Raw genomic sequence first — 15,037 nt, forward strand, 5'->3', positions numbered from 1 at the left:
AACGATCGCACATCCAGGGAATCACTTCTGTACCAGGAATGCCCGCATTCCGAAATCGATTGAACGATAGGTTCAGTTGGAATCGGCATACATGTAAGACCGTTTCAAAGGTTGTTATAGTTTGGTAGGGTGATGGAATAGTGGCATATGACTACTCGATAATTGGCAAGCGCATCAAGAAAGCCCGTGAGCAGAAGGGGATGACCCAAGAGGCTCTTGCCGAGCATCTGGATGTATCGAATGCTTACATAAGCAAAATCGAACGCGGCAAAACCCCGCTCAATCTCGACCGACTATCGGAGCTTTGCGTCGTCCTGGAGGAAACTCCGGAATATCTGCTCAGCGGAGCCAACAGCATCTCGCAAGATTTTCTCCGCCATGAGATCATGGATATGCTCGAAGGCTGCTCCCCCGAGAAAATCAGGCTGATCTCGCAGGTTATCCGGCCGATCATCCAGTATAAAGAAGACAAATGACAGAAAAAAACAGACGCGGGTCGGAATCCGCGTCTGTTTTTTTCTTCCTTGCCTCAAAGAGTCAGCCAGGCTTCCTCACTTATTGACATTCGCGTTATACTTGTTCCCGCCGCCTGTGCGCGTATCGTTCTGCGCCGTCGTACCCGTTGTTGCGCTTGTCGCATAGACCACATAACCGCTTGAGTTATCCAAGTTCACGGTGTTGTTATTGAACGAATTGTTCATGCCGGTCGGATAGTCGCTCCCATGTGTACGGACCTGGAAGGCATCCACCACATTCGCATTGCCATTGCGATAGCCTTGATTATAACGAACAATGGTATTCACGCCTTTGACATCTACGAAGCTATCCGCGCTGTTCGCCCCGCTGATTCCTGTTCCATTGAACGTGCAGTACTCGATGATCGTGCCGCTGGCGCCTTCTTTGACATCGATATGCTCGGCTGTAATGCCGCCATTGAAATTCGTATACCGGATCACATTGCCCGCAACGATATGTTCATAAGGAGAGCTGGAATCGGATCCCACATAAGCTCCCTCGCCATAATCAGCTTGATATCTGCCCGTATCGTAGATGAGCGAGTATTCCAATGTGTTGTAGGAGCTTCCGTCACGGAAGTGAACAGCCTCATCCCCGATGAGATGCACCTCGGCATTGTGGATCAGATTTCGGTTGCCATTGTCAATGACGATTCCCTTCTGCGCGTTCATCACTTCGACATCGAGAATTTGCCAGTAGTCTCCCGTCAGGTGAATGCCGTAAGAGCCGTCATTGACATTGACGCCTTTAAGAATAGCCGGGTTGGCTGCATCACAGCTTTTTAAGATGATAGGGTTGGAGGACGTGCCGTTCTTATCGGAGAAAAACAATCCTTGCCCGCCAGGGTCGCCGCTGGCAGTCCGATCACCCGCATAAGTGCCCGGCGCGATGGAGATCACCGTACCTGCTGTGGCATTTTTCATCGCATTCTGAATAGCCGTTGTTGAACTTAGCGCATTCGAACAGCTAGGAGCTCCGCCGCCGGAATTCGTCGTGGCAAGGATGGTGCTGCTTGGCGCGGAGACGTTGCCGGCAGCATCCTTCGCCTTGACATAGTAGCTGTAGGAGGTTGAAGCCGCTAAGCCTGTATCGCTGGCTGCAGTGCCTGCGGCACTTTTAAGGAAAGCGCCGTTCCGATACACCTCATATCCGGTTACGCCGACATTGTCGGAAGAAGCGCTCCAGCTCAGATTGATTTGGGAGCTAGACGCCGCCGTACCAGTCAACCCTGTTGGAGCACTCGGCGCTTGCGTGTCGCCGCCGCTTCCGCCGCTGACGACAACGAGCTGCGGCTTATTGGCAGCATTCTCATTGCTGTTCAACGTCGTGTATTTGCCGACACTTTCCTGCAGGGCAAATGAAACGACAGCATCCCCTGCCGCCTCCTCTGCCACGTAGGAAGTAACGTCGATCTCGTTGTACATATTGGTTGTATTGATCGGTACACTGCCCGCCGAAAGGCCGACCGCAGGCTTCGTGTTCCACGTTACGGCGGCTTGCGTCCAGCTGTCCGTCGTCTGGTACGCCGAGAGAACGGTTGCTGCGGAAGCGCTGCCATAAATGCGGAGCTTGGCGCTAGTAACTCCAGTCAGTCCAGTCAGGTTGAATTTCAAGTATGCAATTCGAGTCGCGCTTGAATCGTTTTTGACATAAAGCGAGGTCGCTGTTCCAAAATTGGTCGTCGCATTGCTTGAATACACATAGGAGTCCTCCGATGGATTGAGCGTGGACGCAGCCGCCGCACTGGCGACCGACGGAACACTCATCATACTCAACACGATGAGCGACGATAGGAACGCGATCCCCCCTTTTCTGCCTTTGTTTCCCGTGAATGGTCCAACCAAGTGAATCATCCTCCTTGAAGTCAAATTTTTAACCTGACGCTTACACAGTATAAAAGAACGTCAATCATCCATGTGCCAATCTATTGCCTAAATCTTGCACTGTATTGCGCTTGTTCAAAGCTGCTTTCTGTACCCCTTCGGGGTGACGCCAAGCGATGTTTTGAATACTCGGGAAAAATAAGATCCATTGTGAAAACCGACCTCCTGGGCTATGAAGCCGGCTGTTTTCGTGGTCGTTTCCAGCAGCAGGCAAGCTTCCTTCAGCCTCCGCGAAATAATAAACTCGGTGATCGAGCTGCCGGTCGACTGCCGGAACATGCGCGACAAGTAATACGTGGACAGATGGAGGTCCTCCGACATCCGGTGGAGATCGAACTTCTCTTTGTAGTGAAGCTCGATCCATTCCATCATCTGCATGACCGTATGGCTGAAGCGCGGCATGAACGGGTCGTCCTGGCCGAGATGCATTCCTTTCTCGAAGGGCTCCAGATGCTGGAGAATCGACAATAGGCACAGCATGAATTCCTCTTGCCGCTTATGGGCCGGCATGTTCCTGAGCTTATGATTCAATTGCTCAAACAGATGGGCAAGATGATGCTGCTGCGGCAGCGATTGACACTTTAATGGCTGCTTCCAAAGGATATTGAACCGCTTCCGTATGCAGCTGAAAGCAAGGAGCGCAGAATCCAATCTATAGGGATCAAACATGAGAATCGATCGAATGAACGGCCCTTCCACTTGAATCCGATGCAATTGGAAAGGTTGAAACATGAGCAGCGTGCCAGGGCTTATGTCCATCACTTGCTTGTTCACCTCTACAGTTCCATGGCCCTCATAGACAAAAAGAAATTCCATCGTAGGGTGAGCATGATAGATTTCCCAAACCTGCTTGCCGGAACATTTATAATGATTGAGATGAAACGGTTCTTTCCTCACATCTACGCTCGTGCTTAATTTCATCAGCCATCCCTCCACAGCATGGATTTATTTGGACGATTTGAGCACACTGTACCACACCTACCCTCGAAATGATCGTACAAATCCATAGCTTTCCCGAGTTTGTCGGCGCATGATGACGGGTCCGATGCCTGAACGGGACTGGATGCGCCTTCCTTCACAGCGTTTCCCGGCCGGTCGCGCCGTTTGCGGATGCTTGAAACATAAAAGAGCCTCCGCCAGTCGAACTGGCGGAGGCTCTTTCCGTATGCGATAGGGTTCATGGGCGAGAACTCAAGTCATTCCGTCTCAGCCGTTCTGCGCCTGGACTTCGACCTGATCCGGACGGTAGACGCTGACGATGCGGCCTTCCTGGTCCGCCGCGAACAGCACCGAGCGCTCGGCTTCCAGCGTGAAGGAATAGCGGATGCCCGTAACGGGGTCCTTGACCGCGATATTGGCGTCCAGAGCGTATTCCGATACGAAAATATACACGGCGCCTTGGGCGAAGTCCAGCTTGCGTCCATAAACGCCCGCGAGCTCTCCACCCTGCTCCCATTCCAGCTCGGCCGATACTCCCGCAGCCTCGAGGGCGCGGTCATACACCGCCTCGAGAGCGATATAGCTCTCGGCCAGCTCCAGCGGCAGCGGACACCAGAGGAGGCGGCCATTGCCGATCGCGATCTCATGCAGCCGGGAGGGAGCCTGCACGGGACGTCCGTCTTCGCCAAGCAGCGTCTGCTTGTTCAGCTTGGCGATGGCGTCGCCGGCGAAGCCGATCTGCAGCAGCTCGCCGTCCAGCTCCAGCGCCTCCTCGCGGCGGATGTTGGCGAGAACGGCCGGGCCGGTCAGCGCTTCGGCGCGGTCGCTGCGATGCCAGTAGGCATCGAGATTCAGCGGGCCGGTCACGAGCAGCGTGCCTCCCGTCGTCTCCGCCCAGTGCGTAAGATCGCGCAAAGCCTCGTCGCTGAGCGCATGCGCCGACGGCATCAGAATCAGCTTCGGCTGCTCGTAGGCAGCATCCTTCAGCACATGCAGGTCATATTCGCCCAAGGAGCGGAACGACACATTCATGCGGTGGGCAAGCGAGCGCGTCAGGCGCGAAGTGATGTCCTCGGCCAGCGAGCGGTTCGAGAAGTCGTTGCTGTACGGATAAACGACCGCGACCTCCTCCAGCTTGCGGTCCTCGAACAGATGGCCCGCTTCGCGGATGAAGCGGCCGAAGTCGTAGGAGACATCGGCCTCCGGCTTCTCGGTGCCGTCGGCGCGCAGGGCGCCGATATGCGACTCGTTGATGTTGTGCATGTAGAAGTTGATGTTCCAGATCCATTGGACCGCCCCCGCTCCGCCTGTCGAGAACGCATAGGCGTACTTGCGCTCCAGGATGCTGTGCAGCTCTTCCTCGGTGCGCTTGGCGAAGCCGTCCGGAGTCTCGATATACATGATGCCGGTCTCTTGGATGACATTCGGCTTGTAAGGCGTCTTGGCGAAAATGCCGTCCAGCACGAGCTGGTCGTTCTTCCACCACGAGTGCACGGTCGTGTAGTCGACCGCTTCTTCATAGAAGAGCGGGGACGGACGCTGCGCCTGCAGTCCCTCGTCCTGGCCGACCGTCACGAGCTGCTTCGGCTGGACGGCCTGGATAGCCGCACGCAGCTCGGAAGCCCAGCGGTTGTGCATGTCCTGCGAGAAGAGCAGGTAGTCGAGCCACTGGCCGCTGCGCTTCTCGTACAGCTCCGTCGTGGAGAAGGCGATATCGCCCGGCGTCGGCGGCATGATGCTGGCGAACGACGGCAGCTCGGCTTCCGTCATGTTCCACCGCTCCTGCAGCTTGACGATGGAGCCATGCCGCTCCTGCAGCCATTCGCGGTAAGCGGCGACCTCGAAGCGGTCTCCGAGCGTGCTGGCCGCGTTCCACAGCTTGTCCGGATTGAACATCGTCGGCTCGTTGATGAGATCCCAGTGAACGTGGGCGGAATGCTTGTGACGGGTTACGATGGACGTGATGAACCGCTTCTGCGCTTCCACGCTGCGCGGATCGAGATAAGGGTTCTCCCCTTCCCACAGCTCCGGCGTGAAGGCGAAGAAGTTGAAGACGACCTCGAGGCCGTGGCGCTTGGCCGTCAGGAACAGCGCATCGACGGCGCGCAGCATCTCTTCACTGACATGCCCGTCCACGAAGGCCATCTTGCGCAGCGCCGTCCAGAGGCCGGTGCGGATCGTGTTGATGCCGGCCTTCGCCATTTGCGCCATATCGCGGTCCCACACGGACGCGTTCGGCAGATGGAGATATTTGCGCGCGACGTCGCTCGTCATGTAGGTCATGCCGACGATCGGCAGCGGCTTGCCTTCCTTGACGAAATAATCGCGGTTCACCGCAATCATCTCGCCTTGGCGAAGCAGCTCCTCGTCGCGTCCCCAGAAGCCCTGGGAGAGGCGGCGGATCTCGCCGCTCTGCTTGCCCGTCAGCTCCGCTTCGACGCTGTAGTAGCCCGGCTCCGCCTGGAACGGCAGCGGCACGCGCTCATAATCGGCCAGCGCGCCGGAAGACAGCTCGAGGCTGCCTTCGGCCACGACGCGGTTCCCTTGCCCGTCCGCAAGACGGACCTCATAGCGTACGCTCCACTCGCTGTCCCCTTGCGCGTTCAGCCGCTGGCGCTGGAACGTCAGCACCGGCTTCTCGCCGATCTCGAAGCAGGCGTAGTTCGGCTTGAGCCACCATTCCGTCACGCCGCTGGCGGCGAATGCCGCCCAGCGGGCGAGCGACTCGGCGCCTTTCCCGTTCTCCCAGAATGCCGCCCCGGCTTCGCGGTTCGCAAGGATCCAGCGTCCGCCGGCGAAGTCGCCCTTCGTGTTCTCGATCAGCACGACGGGAGCGCAGCGCTCGCGGCCGTCCTTGTCGAGGCCGGTCAGCAGCGGATAGATATGGGCGTCCATCGGACCGCCCGAACCGTTCTCGGCCGGATGGTCATGCGAGCGCGTCACATGAAGAGCAAGCCCGTAAGTCGGAGCGGGCGAGAAGAGTCCCTCGTCGCCGGACAGCAGCGGAATGGCGCGGGAGGTCTTGAGCTCCGTCACCAAGCCGGTCTGGACTTCAAGCGCTTCATGGATGCCGATGGTCTGGTGGTACGACGTCTGCTCCGCCTCGGGCAGCCAGCCTTCCGTTGTATGGAGAACGGGGATGCGCAGCGGTATGCCGCCGATCGTCACGAGCCCTCCGCCGCGCTTCACATGCTCCAGCAGAGCCGGCCAGGCTTGCTTGGGGAAATAAGGTCCATGCAGCATGACGAGCGCTGCCGGCCGTTCTTCCCGCAATTTGTCGGCCAGCTCGGCCGCTCCGATCAGCGTGTCCTGCAAAGCGCCGAGATCGGCGCCGCCAGGACGCGGACCGGCAAAAGGAAATTCGTTGTCATAGAAGGTCAGCCATTTATTCATGATTGAGCACCCCGCGGTTTTGATTTATAATAGTTTTGTTAGGTTTGTTAGGCTAATAACAACCAGAAAGCAACCAAACTTTAGAGGGTGAAGGCTTTCATGTCAAGAGGAAAAAAAATCACGATGCAGCAGATCGCCGATCGTCTGCAAGTGTCCAAATATACCGTTTCCCAATCGTTGTCCGGCAAGTCAGGCGTCAGCGAAGCGACGCGCCAGAAGGTGCTGGACACGGCCAAAGCGATGGGCTACAGCCCGCCTGAGGTCCGCCTGTCCCGCTCCGCGCCGCGCGCGTCGGAATCGCCGGGCACGGCCGCCGGCATTCAGGCTATCGTCGATGGCGGGGAAGAACGGGCGATGGATGCCCCCGGCCATGAGCGGTTCGTCGTCATATGGATGTCGCGGGGACATTTGGAAGAACCTATGTATTGGCAGCGCGTCCTGTCCGGCATCCAGGAAGGCTGCCGCTCGCGCGGCTGGGGAACCGTCGTCCTCTCTCCGATGGGAGAAAGCCGGCAGGAAGATATTCTGCCGCCCTATCTCAGCCGTTCGCTGTGCGTCGGCGGGCTCGCCGTCGGCGCGTTTCCCCTGCGGCATCTCACCGCCATGAAAAGAACCGGGATTCCCGTCGTGCTCGTCGACCACCAGGAGCCGTTCTCGGGGCTCGACAGCGTAGCCAACGACAACATCGCCGCCGCGCGCATGATTTCCGGCGCCTTGCTCGACCATGGCTGCAGGCGCTTCATCTTCGTCGGAAGCGAGAAGTTCTCGGTCAGCTTCCGCGAGCGCTGGCTCGGCTGCCGCTCGGCGCTGGAGCAGATGTTCTCCCTGCGCAAGGCGGGCGAGCTGCGGCGATGGAATATGCCTTACTCCGGGGAGTGGGAAGGCGATCTGGATGCGAGGCTTGGGAGGCTCAAGGAAGAGGACCTTCCCGACGCTTTCCTGTGCGCCAACGACGACATCGCGATTGTCCTGCTGAACATGCTGCGCGCCCGCGGCGTGGCGGTGCCGGATCGCTGCCGCGTCGCCGGAATCGACAACATCGAAGGCTCGACGCGCAGCCAGCCGCCGCTGACGACGGTCGATCTCGGCAAGGAAGTGCTCGGCCAGAGAGCCGTCGAAGCTCTGGAGCGCCGGATCAGGATGCCCCATTCCTCGGTCGAGAGAGTCGGCCTCGTCCCCGGCCTCGTGCTTCGCAGCAGCGTCTGAATGCGCCGCAGCAGCCGATGATTCCCGTCCGTCATGTCCCTTCGCATCTCCAAATCGAAGGCCGGATCCTCCCATGGATTAGGCCCGACTCATCAAGAAGGTGAACCGCCATGGAAGCATGGATGAAAAATCTGATCGTCCTCTGGGTCACGCTGTTTCTCGGCATGGCCGGAATGACGATGATAACCCCGTTCCTGCCGCTGTACCTGCAGCAGGATCTCGGCATCAGCGATCCCCACAGCGTCGCCCTCTGGGCCGGGGTCATCTTTGCCGGCAACTTCGTCACTTCGTTCCTGTTCCAGCCGCTCTGGGGCAAGCTGTCCGACCAGTACGGGCGCAAGATCATGCTGCTGCGCTCCGGCTTCGGCATGGCCTTCGTCATCGTGCTCATGGGCTTCGCCAACCATCCCTGGCAGCTGCTCGCCCTGCGCCTGCTGAACGGCACGATATCCGGCATGAATCCCGCCGCCGTGTCACTGATGAGCTCCAGCGCGCCGCGCGAGCGGATGGGCTTCGCGATGGGCATGCTCCAGTCCGGAGGCATCGCCGGCACCATCCTCGGTCCGCTGATCGGCGGGCTGCTGGCCGACGCCGTCGGCTACCGGCCGATCTTCTACATAACCGGAGCCATGCTGTTCACCGCGACGCTGCTCGTCCTGTTCGTCGTCCGCGAGACGTTCGACCGTGAAAAGGCGGCCAAGGTCATCCAGCCTTCCGTCCTCCAGGGAATGAAGGAGCTGAGCGGAATTCCCCAGCTGATGGCGCTGTTCACCGTCACCCTGCTCATCCAGTTCGCCCTGATGAGCCCATCGAGCCTCATGCCTCTGTATGTGCAGGAGCTGCCGGGGACCAAAGGCAATCTGGCCTTTCTGGCCGGGATGGTGACCTCGGTAACCGGCCTGTCGAATCTGGTCGCCTCTCCCGTGCTCGGCAGGCTGAGCGACCGGATCGGCCAGACCAAGGTGCTGGCCGTATCGCTGCTCGGGGCTGCCGCCATGTTCATTCCGCAGGCGTTCGCCGGATCCGTCTGGGATCTCTTGATCGTCCGCTTCCTGCTCGGCTTGTTCCTCGGCGGCCTCATTCCGTCCGTGAACGCATTGATCCGGGTGTATACGCCCGAGGGCAAGGAAAGCCGGGCTTACAGCCTCAACAGCAGCACGCTGGCGCTCGGCAACACGCTGGGGCCGATCGCCGGCGGCCTGCTCAGCGGAGTGATCGGCATCGAAGGCATCTTCCTGCTCAGCTCCGTGCTGCTGTTCGCCAACGCCTACTGGGTATGGCGGATGCTGCTGAAGCCGGGCAGGAAGCCTGCCCGGCTGGATTGAGCGATCAAGGGATGCTTGCGGCAAGCGTTGATCGCCCCTACGGATTGACCCGCACGACCGCCAGTCCGTCATAGGCGGGCAGCAGCGTGCCGGTCAGCCTCTGATCGGAGGCGACCCGCTCGTTGAACTGCCGCATCGCCAGCACGGAAGGTCCGCTCCGCTGGAGATCGGCGACGCGGCCGCGCAGCAGCGTATTGTCGGCTACGATGACCGCGCCGGGATTGGCCAGTCCGATCGCCGCGTCCAGATAGCGGACATAACCGCCCTTGTCGGCGTCGATGAAGAAGAAGTCGTAGCGCCGCCCTTCGGAAGCGAGCCGCTCCAGGCTCTCGCCCGCGTCGCCGACGAGATAGGAGACGCGCCTTCCGAGCCCGGCAGCCTCCAGGTTCTCCTTCGCTGTGTCCGCGTATTCCTGGAGCAGCTCCAGCGAGGTGAGGCTCCCCTCGCCGCCCAGTCCGCGGGCCAGGCAAATGCCGCTGTAACCGCCCAGCGCTCCGATCTCTAGCAGCTCCTTCGCGCCGGACATCTGCACGAGCAGCGTAAGCAGCCTGCCGTAGCCGGTAGGAACGGATATTTCCGGCATTCCCTTCGCGGAGATGCTCGTCAGCACCCTCGCCAGATCCTCATCGGGAGGAAACAAAGCTTCGATATAAGCTTCCATTTCGTTCATTGCGGCTCAATCCCTTCTGTCGGTGTACTTGCTTGCGTTTATCGCCTATACTTGATTGTATGACGACCTGCGGCCGGATACAAATTCCGCCCGCAGGCAAGAGATGGAGTGAACGATAGACTATGCAGCTTGAACTGATTGCCACTTCGCCCATGGGGCTGGAGGCAGTGGTCGCCAGGGAACTGAAGGATCTTGGCTATACCGATGTCAAAACAGAAAACGGCCGCGTCACCTTCAAGGGCGGCCTGGAGGATATCGCCAGGACGAACCTTTGGCTCCGCACGTCGGACCGGGTTCTCGTCAAGATGGCCGAATTCCGCGCCATGACCTTCGAGGAGCTGTTCGAGGGCGTGCGTGCGCTGGACTGGCCCGACTGGATCCCCGAAGACGGAGAGTTCCCCGTCAATGGACGGTCGCAGAAATCGCAGCTGTCGAGCGTGCCCGCCTGCCAGTCGATCGTCAAGAAAGCGGTCGTCGAGAGGATGAAGGAGCAGTACGGCACGGAATGGTTCCGCGAGGACGGCGCCCGCTACGTCATCGAAGTGAGCCTGCTGAACGACATGGCGCTCATTACGCTGGATACGACGGGACCGAGCCTGCATAAGCGCGGCTACCGCAAGCTCGTCACCGAAGCTCCGATCAAGGAAACGATGGCGGCGGCAATGGTGCTGCTGTCGCGCTGGAGCCCGGAGCGCCCTCTGTACGATCCGTTCTGCGGATCCGGCACGATTCCGATCGAGGCGGCCATGATCGGCTGGAATGTAGCTCCAGGCCTGCGCAGATCCTTCAGCAGCGACGCCTGGGACATCATGGGAGAGAGCCGCTGGGACCTCGCCCGCGAGGAAGCCTTCGATTCCGTGAAGGATGACGTGAAGCTGGAAATCGCCGGGTCGGATATCGATCCCGAAGCGATCGAGGTCGCCGAGGCCGCGCTCAAAAAAGCCGGCTTCGCCCGCGAGATCAAGCTCCAGACGATGCCGATCGCGCGCGTGCAGCCTCAAGGGCACTACGGCTGCATCATCACGAATCCGCCTTACGGCGAGCGGCTCGGCACGGAGAAGGAAGCCGACAAGGTCATCCGCCAGCTCGGCTTCATCGACGCGGTCAAGAAGGATTGGTCCGTATTCGCACTCAGCCCTTCCAAGTCGTTCGAGCAGAGCTACGGCCGCAACGCGGACAAGAAGCGCAAGCTGTACAACGGGCGCATCGAATGCCAGCTGTACCAGTACCTGGGGCCGCTGCCTCCGAGGCCTCGGCTCGATGGCGCACCGGCCTCCAGCTCCGCCGAATAACGCAAAGCACCCTCTCCCTTTACGGTTCGGGAAGAGGGTGCTTTTTTGCTCTGCAATAAAAAAGCCGGCTGCAAACCCGGGAAGATGCAGCTCCTCCCGGACAGCCGCCGGTTTTATTTCTTGATGTAGGGCTTCACTTTCTCGATGACTTCGTCCTCGGTCGGTGCCGCGATGTAGCGTCCGTTGATGAAGACGAACGCGCGCTTGCCGCAAGGACCGCAGTAGGACTTGCAGCCGATCTTGATGTCGGCAGCCGGATCGAGCTTCTGCAGCTTCGGAATGATCGTTTTCAGACGCATGAAGTTGCATTTCTCGCAGACGCGGATGTCGTTCTTCGATGCGGGCCTATCCTCCTGCCGTGCGGGCAGCGTCTCAGTGGTCACCGTGGTTTCCTTTGACCGGATTCGTGATGACGAATCCTTCTTCGGGGGTGTAGAGATAATCGATCTTCACGCCGTCCAGCAGCTCGACGCCCTTCTCGAGCAGCACGTCGATTTCCTTGTCCGTCGATACGAGCTCATCCTTCTCCGTCGGATCGTCGATGCCGAGCCCGTAGTGGGCATGATCTCCGTGGGAATGGGTGATGTAGACGCGCAGCTTCTTGCCTTCATGCTCGGGCTTGTCCAGCTCCAGCTTCAGCACCTTCGCGGCATTGCGGGTAATTTTGCAATTCATGGCGGTTCCTCCTGGCTATAAAGTAAAGCTTGCCCGCTGCAGGCGCGGCAAGCTTGTCGACTGCATCTCTCTCATCCAGTAATTCTATCGAAAGACGGCCAAAACATCAAGACGCGCCGTACTTGTTTTCCATTCCTTTGGCGAACCAGCCGGCTGCCATCATCGTCACCGCGATGTCGTCCACGGGCATGAACGGCATGACGTCCGGAAGAACCCAGTACAGTCCGACAGGAATAAGGAACAGCAGCTTATCCGTCAGCTTGACGTTCTTGGAGCGCAGCAGCCGGAATACCCGGACAAACACATGTCTCCAATGGTTGAGCGATAGAAGCTTGCGCAAGGCTCATTCCCCCTATGGTTCTATCTTTCCCGAATCAGGCGCGAGCCAAACCCGGCGAAGGGTTATACGAACCGGCAGCCCCAAAGGTTGCGGATCGGCAGCCGCAGCATTCCCACCGGAGGACTGCAGGCTTCCCAAGGGGACCGTTCCGAAGACGTTCTTCCTTTCTTTTATCCGGAAAAAAGGGTTTGTGCCGCAGAGATGGCGAAATACACACTGTCGACGGAGAAGCATCTCCGCAGGCGCAGAAATGACATTCCGGCAAAGGATGGCCGAAGCGGAAGGAGCGTATCCGAATGGAAATTCGAACTCCCACGGACGAAGAACGGGAAGAAATCATGAGGCTCTCGCCGCAATCCACCTTCGAAGGCACGATGGGCCGGTCCAAGCCGTCAGAAGCGAAAATGAAGCTGATGGTCGGAGAGCTGCTGGCGAAAGGCTCCCGATTTTTGGTTGCGTCCGAGAACCAGGAGGTAAGAGGCTGGATTCTGTTCGGAAAGAGAGCGGATGAGTTCTCCGACAAGGAAATCGGCTTCATCTACGAGCTCTTTGTCCTTCCGGAATCAAGAGGGCAGTCCATCGCCAGCCGCTTGATGGACCAGGCCATCGACCAAATGAGACAAGAGGACTGCTCCGAAATCCGTCTCAATGCGTACGTGGAAAACCGCCATGCGATCCGGCTGTATGAGCGGATGGGATTCGCGGCCAGAAACATAACGATGAGCTTGCCATTATAAAACGCAGAGAGCGGCTCGGATGCGAGCCGCTCTCTGCCGTTTCAAATCAAACCGCGACCAGCAAGAATCTGCTGGCACCCATTCCATCAAACCATCCTATTCTCTTCCCATCGCGATCAGGAGCACCTCGTCCAGCAGCAGGCTCACGCGGGAGTACATGCCGCTCCACTGCTCCAATGGCAGAGGATTGACGCCCAGGCCCGTCTCCACCGTAAATCCCGGCCTGCGGAAGCGCTGGATGAACCAGTCTTTGAATCCGGCATCGCTGTCTGTCAGGGCGACAGGAGCGTAACCGCTGGCAGCGCCGAGCCTTGCCGCCATCTCCTCCGCCCCGGGAGGCTCGAAGCCACGGTAGTTCCAGTAGATCTCTTCCCCTTGAGTATGCAGGGCGACGACGATATCGAAGGATTCGCGTTCCGTAAGGGCAGCCACCGTTCGGGCTTCAGGCTCGCTGAGCGGGCATTCTCCCGAATAATCCCGCGGACCGGGGCCTTGCACTCCCCGGCGCTGGCGCTCCTCCTCCCAGCCGGCCGGAAATTGGTCATTCAGGTCGACGCCGCGGATATTCGCCTTCCAGCCGCTGAAATCAAGGCTGCCGCCATTCCACTCCAGAAGCTGGCGTCCGTAAGGATGGCCGTCCGGCACGCCTTCGAGCACGAGCTCCACTCCATCCGGATTGACCATCGGCAGCAGCCATACCGTCGTTTCCGCGGCGAAACGATCTCCCGAGGCTTCCCGTGCCGCCAATGCCTCCGCATACTTCATCAAAATGAGGCTTGTAATCCATTCATTGGCGTGGAAGGAAGCGTTGATCTGGACGTAGCGCGGTCCGCGTCCGAAGCGAAGCGCCTCGATCGGCTTGCCCATGACGCTTGTGCCGGCAGGCACTCTCGGCAAGCAAGGGTAGCGCTTCTTCAAGGCATCCAGATCGGCTGCCAAAACGGCCGGTCCGTACAGGCATGGCCGTACAATGTCGTTGTCTTGGACATTCATGGAGGATCCCGCCCTTTTTCGAGATACGACCATTGTATGCGGGAACTTGCCCACCTAACACGCCTCCGATGCAGGTGGAACCGGGCAGCATGGAACTCCAGCGCCGCTGCAGCGGAGAAATTCGGTAGACTGGGCTGGAAGGCGGGGATTGCACGCGCAATGCCTCGCTCATCCATGAAGGTTCAAGCCCGAACAGCCCCCTGCCACGAAGGCAAGAGGCTGTGCAGTCCGAATCCGCTCTATCCGATCTTCGGAATCTGCCAGACGACCGGGGTCAGCTCGATCTGCTCTCCGAGCCATTGCTGGGCGATCCGCTTGAACATCTTGGGCTCGCCGCTGCAGAAGAACTGGTGGATCGGCAGCTCGGGCCCATGCGCAAGCTTGCCCGATTCCTGCAGAATCGTGCTCATCTCGCGGGCCGTCTCGTTGTCGGAGCTGATCAGCTTGACGCCGCTGCCCATCACTTCCTGGATCGTCTCCGACAGGAACGGATAGTGGGTGCAGCCGAGGATGAGCGTGTCGAGCGGAATGTCCTTGAGCTCCTCCATCGAATCCCGCACCGTATCCATCGTCTCCTGGGAACGGAAGTTGCCCTGCTCCACCAAAGGCACGAAGAGCGGACAAGCCAGGCTCACGACATGGATATTGGGATTGAGCCGCTTGAGCGCGTCCTCGTAGGCGCGGCTGCGGACCGTTCCGACCGTCCCGATGACGCCGACGATGCCGGTCTTCGACTGGTTGATGGCCGCTCTTGCGCCGGGATTGATGACGCCGACGACCGGAATGTCCACCATGGAGCGGATATCCTCAAGAGCCGCGGCCGTAGCCGTATTGCAGGCGATAATGATCATTTTAGGCTTATACTGCATCAAATAGGAGACGATCTCCCGCGTGAACCGGACGACTTCATCGGACGGACGCGGTCCGTAGGGCGTTCGTGCGGTATCTCCGAAGTAGATGACCTTCTCGCGGGGCAGCTGTCTCATCACTTCCTTGACAACCGTCAGCCCGCCTACTCCGGAATCTAGGATGGCTATAGGTCTTTGCACGTACACACCGCTTTCCATG

14 protein-coding genes and 1 pseudogene are annotated in these 15,037 nt (G+C 59.2%); 5 read left to right on the forward strand and 10 right to left on the reverse strand.

The annotated features are described in order from the left end of the window. Positions 1 to 140: 140 nt before the first annotated feature. Complete coding sequence (locus ACLBWT_RS05310) at positions 141 to 476, forward strand: helix-turn-helix domain-containing protein (protein ID WP_447662008.1); 336 nt, start codon at positions 141 to 143, stop codon at positions 474 to 476. 75 nt (positions 477 to 551) lie between these two features. On the opposite strand, the gene ACLBWT_RS05315 is transcribed toward ACLBWT_RS05310, so the two are convergent. From ACLBWT_RS05315 to ACLBWT_RS05330, 4 genes and pseudogenes are all read right to left on the reverse strand, one after another. Next, positions 552 to 2,369: a CBM96 family carbohydrate-binding protein gene (locus tag ACLBWT_RS05315; RefSeq protein ID WP_447662009.1), complete on the reverse strand. Its 1,818-nt coding sequence runs from the start codon at positions 2,367 to 2,369 to the stop codon at positions 552 to 554. Positions 2,370 to 2,474: 105 nt separating this feature from the next. Beyond that, positions 2,475 to 2,879, reverse strand: a complete 405-nt coding sequence (locus ACLBWT_RS05320) for a helix-turn-helix domain-containing protein (protein WP_447662252.1) — start codon at positions 2,877 to 2,879, stop codon at positions 2,475 to 2,477. 39 nt (positions 2,880 to 2,918) lie between these two features. Further along, a pseudogene (locus ACLBWT_RS05325) lies at positions 2,919 to 3,320 on the reverse strand (cupin domain-containing protein); the annotation flags it as partial. Between the two features lie 285 nt (positions 3,321 to 3,605). After that, on the reverse strand, positions 3,606 to 6,731 hold the full coding sequence (locus tag ACLBWT_RS05330) for a beta-galactosidase (protein ID WP_447662010.1): 3,126 nt from the start codon (positions 6,729 to 6,731) through the stop codon (positions 3,606 to 3,608). Positions 6,732 to 6,830: 99 nt separating this feature from the next. Here ACLBWT_RS05330 and ACLBWT_RS05335 point away from each other — a divergent pair, with 99 nt between their 5' ends. Both ACLBWT_RS05335 and ACLBWT_RS05340 read left to right on the forward strand, forming a co-directional pair. Then, complete coding sequence (locus tag ACLBWT_RS05335; RefSeq protein WP_447662011.1) at positions 6,831 to 7,937, forward strand: LacI family DNA-binding transcriptional regulator; 1,107 nt, start codon at positions 6,831 to 6,833, stop codon at positions 7,935 to 7,937. Positions 7,938 to 8,047: 110 nt separating this feature from the next. Further along, on the forward strand, positions 8,048 to 9,262 hold the full coding sequence (locus ACLBWT_RS05340; RefSeq protein ID WP_447662012.1) for an MFS transporter: 1,215 nt from the start codon (positions 8,048 to 8,050) through the stop codon (positions 9,260 to 9,262). Between the two features lie 37 nt (positions 9,263 to 9,299). On the opposite strand, the gene ACLBWT_RS05345 is transcribed toward ACLBWT_RS05340, so the two are convergent. Beyond that, on the reverse strand, positions 9,300 to 9,932 hold the full coding sequence (locus ACLBWT_RS05345) for an O-methyltransferase (protein ID WP_447662013.1): 633 nt from the start codon (positions 9,930 to 9,932) through the stop codon (positions 9,300 to 9,302). A 122-nt stretch (positions 9,933 to 10,054) separates the two neighbouring features. On the opposite strand from ACLBWT_RS05345, the gene ACLBWT_RS05350 reads away from it, so the two are divergent. Next, a complete protein-coding gene (locus ACLBWT_RS05350; RefSeq protein ID WP_447662014.1) occupies positions 10,055 to 11,224 on the forward strand; it encodes a THUMP domain-containing class I SAM-dependent RNA methyltransferase in 1,170 nt (389 codons plus the stop codon). A gap of 113 nt (positions 11,225 to 11,337) precedes the next feature. Here the strand turns inward: ACLBWT_RS05350 and ACLBWT_RS05355 are convergent, their stop codons facing one another. The 3 genes from ACLBWT_RS05355 to ACLBWT_RS05365 all read right to left on the reverse strand — a co-directional run bounded on the left by ACLBWT_RS05355 (position 11,338) and on the right by ACLBWT_RS05365 (position 12,239). Next, positions 11,338 to 11,607, reverse strand: a complete 270-nt coding sequence (locus tag ACLBWT_RS05355) for a DUF1450 domain-containing protein (protein WP_268802147.1) — start codon at positions 11,605 to 11,607, stop codon at positions 11,338 to 11,340. Further along, positions 11,597 to 11,899, reverse strand: coding sequence for an iron-sulfur cluster assembly accessory protein (locus ACLBWT_RS05360; RefSeq protein ID WP_447662015.1), 303 nt, complete (start codon positions 11,897 to 11,899; stop codon positions 11,597 to 11,599). The genes ACLBWT_RS05355 and ACLBWT_RS05360 overlap by 11 nt, the downstream gene beginning before the upstream one ends. A gap of 106 nt (positions 11,900 to 12,005) precedes the next feature. Continuing rightward, positions 12,006 to 12,239 carry a hypothetical protein gene (locus ACLBWT_RS05365; protein ID WP_447662016.1) on the reverse strand — a complete coding sequence of 78 codons (234 nt, stop codon included), beginning with the start codon at positions 12,237 to 12,239 and terminating at the stop codon, positions 12,006 to 12,008. Positions 12,240 to 12,535: 296 nt separating this feature from the next. Here ACLBWT_RS05365 and ACLBWT_RS05370 point away from each other — a divergent pair, with 296 nt between their 5' ends. Next, entirely contained in the window at positions 12,536 to 12,976 is a 441-nt protein-coding gene (locus ACLBWT_RS05370; protein ID WP_447662017.1) for a GNAT family N-acetyltransferase, read from the forward strand. Positions 12,977 to 13,072: 96 nt separating this feature from the next. Here ACLBWT_RS05370 and ACLBWT_RS05375 read toward each other — a convergent pair whose 3' ends face one another. Beyond that, on the reverse strand, positions 13,073 to 13,969 hold the full coding sequence (locus ACLBWT_RS05375) for a M14 family metallopeptidase (protein WP_447662018.1): 897 nt from the start codon (positions 13,967 to 13,969) through the stop codon (positions 13,073 to 13,075). Between the two features lie 239 nt (positions 13,970 to 14,208). Next, positions 14,209 to 15,018 (reverse strand): glutamate racemase, encoded by an 810-nt coding sequence (racE, locus tag ACLBWT_RS05380; protein WP_447662019.1) that lies wholly within the window; start codon positions 15,016 to 15,018, stop codon positions 14,209 to 14,211. Positions 15,019 to 15,037 lie beyond the last annotated feature (19 nt).

It is taken from the genome of Paenibacillus sp. D51F, from assembly GCF_053345695.1.

Bases quoted from the DNA above. Each gene is read 5' to 3' on its own strand.
- ACLBWT_RS05320 (WP_447662252.1), bottom strand. From the start codon at position 2,879: ATGCTGTGCCTATTGTCGATTCTCCAGCATCTGGAGCCCTTCGAGAAA.
- ACLBWT_RS05370 (WP_447662017.1), top strand. From the start codon at position 12,536: ATGGAAATTCGAACTCCCACGGACGAAGAACGGGAAGAAATCATGAGG.
- ACLBWT_RS05315 (WP_447662009.1), bottom strand. From the start codon at position 2,369: ATGATTCACTTGGTTGGACCATTCACGGGAAACAAAGGCAGAAAAGGG.
- ACLBWT_RS05340 (WP_447662012.1), top strand. From the start codon at position 8,048: ATGGAAGCATGGATGAAAAATCTGATCGTCCTCTGGGTCACGCTGTTT.
- ACLBWT_RS05335 (WP_447662011.1), top strand. From the start codon at position 6,831: ATGTCAAGAGGAAAAAAAATCACGATGCAGCAGATCGCCGATCGTCTG.
- ACLBWT_RS05350 (WP_447662014.1), top strand. From the start codon at position 10,055: ATGCAGCTTGAACTGATTGCCACTTCGCCCATGGGGCTGGAGGCAGTG.
- ACLBWT_RS05375 (WP_447662018.1), bottom strand. From the start codon at position 13,969: ATGAATGTCCAAGACAACGACATTGTACGGCCATGCCTGTACGGACCG.
- ACLBWT_RS05330 (WP_447662010.1), bottom strand. From the start codon at position 6,731: ATGAATAAATGGCTGACCTTCTATGACAACGAATTTCCTTTTGCCGGT.
- ACLBWT_RS05345 (WP_447662013.1), bottom strand. From the start codon at position 9,932: ATGAACGAAATGGAAGCTTATATCGAAGCTTTGTTTCCTCCCGATGAG.
- ACLBWT_RS05360 (WP_447662015.1), bottom strand. From the start codon at position 11,899: ATGAATTGCAAAATTACCCGCAATGCCGCGAAGGTGCTGAAGCTGGAG.